This is a genomic window from Pseudonocardia pini (assembly GCF_013870575.1).
Classification (GTDB): domain Bacteria; phylum Actinomycetota; class Actinomycetes; order Mycobacteriales; family Pseudonocardiaceae; genus Pseudonocardia; species Pseudonocardia pini.
This window is the reverse complement of the sequence record NZ_JACBXB010000954.1, coordinates 1-1,811: the sequence shown is the minus strand read 5'-3', so window position 1 is coordinate 1,811 and position 1,811 is coordinate 1. Positions and strand designations below refer to the sequence as shown.

The window sequence follows — 1,811 nt, the reverse complement described above, 5'->3', positions numbered from 1 at the left end:
CTTCCGGATCGGCAGGCTCGTCCTCGTCCTGCTGTTGCTGGCGAGCGCGATGCAGCTCGTGCTGATCCAGACCGTGCGCGCGGGCGACCTCACGGCCAGCGCGGAGAAGCAGCGCACCACCAAGATCACCATCGCGGCGGAGCGCGGCGCGATCCTGGACCGCAACGGCAACCGGCTGGCCTTCTCCACCGAGGCCCGCGCGCTCGTCACGAACCCGCGGCTGATCGCCACGATCAAGAAGGAGCAGGCCCCCGCGTACAAGGCCGAGATGGCGCAGGCCGTCGCGCAGGCCACCGGCGGGGACCCGAACGCGATCAAGGCGCTGCTCGACTCCGACCGGGGCTACGTCGTGCTCACCCCGCTCGCCGACCCGGACGTCGCGCGGGCGCTCGAGGAGCGCTTCCCCGAGATCGCGGAGGAGAAGCGGGAGTCCCGGCAGTACCCGGCGGGCAACCTCGCGGCCAACGTGCTCGGCGCGGCGACCTGGAGCGCGGACAACCGCAAGCTGGTCGGGCGGGTCGGCCTCGAGTCGTCCGACGACGGCGTCCTCGCCGGCACCGACGGCTACCAGGTCGTGGACACCGCGGAGGGCAGCGACACGGTCATCCCGGGCAGCACCCGGGCGCAGCAGGCCGCGGTGCCGGGCTCGGACGTCGAGCTCACGCTGGACTCCGACCTGCAGTACGTGGTGCAGCAGAAGCTGCAGGACTACGTGGCCAAGACCGGCGCCCGCGGCGGCTCCGCCGTGGTGCTGGACTCGAGGACCGGCGAGGTCCGGGCGATGGCGAACGGCAGCACGTTCGACCCGCGCCAGCTGGCCACCGCCGATCCCGCGTCGCTGGGGAACGCCGCCGTGTCCAGCCCCTTCGAGCCCGGGTCGGTCAACAAGATCGTCACGATGGCCGGCGCGCTGGAGTACGGGCTGGCGAAGCCGGACGACGTCCTGCAGGTCCCGGGGGAGATCAAGGTCGCGGACCGCACGGTCCACGACGCCTGGAACCACGGCGTCGACAACTACACGCTGACCGGCGTGCTCGCGAAGTCCTCCAACGTCGGCACGATCATGACCGCCCGGGAGCTCGGCCCCGACAGGTTCTCGGACATGTTGGCGCGCTTCGGGATCGGCCAGCGGACCGGTGTCGGGCTGCCGGGCGAGAGCGCGGGTTCGGTGCCCGCGCGGGAGTCCTGGTCCGGCTCGACCTTCGGCAACCTGCCCATCGGACAGGGCCTGTCGATGACCGTGCTGCAGATGGCGGGCATGTACCAGGCCGTGGCCAACGACGGCGTGCGCATCCCGCCGCGGATCGTCGCCGCCACGATCGGCCCGGACGGCGGCCGCACCGCGGAGCCCGCCCCGGAGCCCGTGCGCGTGGTCTCCCCGGAGGTCGCGGCGCAGCTGCGGACGATGCTCACCGCCGTCACCCAGAAGGCGCCGGGGGGCAACCAGGGCACCGGGTACGCCGCCCAGGTCCCCGGCTACCAGGTCGGGGGCAAGACCGGCACCGCCCAGCAGGTGGACCCGAGCTGCGGCTGCTACGCCGCGTCGACCTACTGGATCACCTTCGCCGGGATGATGCCCGCGCAGGACCCGCGGTTCGTCGTGGGGATCATGCTCGACGCCCCCGGCGGCGGCACGAGCGCGGCCCCGCTGTTCCACGACATCGCCTCCTACGTGGGGCAGCGCGAGCAGATCCCGGTGGGGGAGCCCGCGCCCGTCCAGACCCTGGTCGTGCCCTGACGGGGACCGGCCATGCGGCGGCGGGGCGCTCCGGCGGCCTCGGTAGCCTCCCCGACGTGTCGCCCGCCAGCTC

General features: G+C 73.4%; 1 protein-coding gene. It reads left to right on the top strand.

The genetic code is table 11. The annotated features are described in order from the left end of the window. Positions 1 to 1,738: peptidoglycan D,D-transpeptidase FtsI family protein (locus tag H5J29_RS31260; RefSeq protein ID WP_220188169.1), on the top strand; the 1,738-nt coding region annotated here is incomplete at its 5' end. Positions 1,739 to 1,811: the final 73 nt, after the last annotated feature.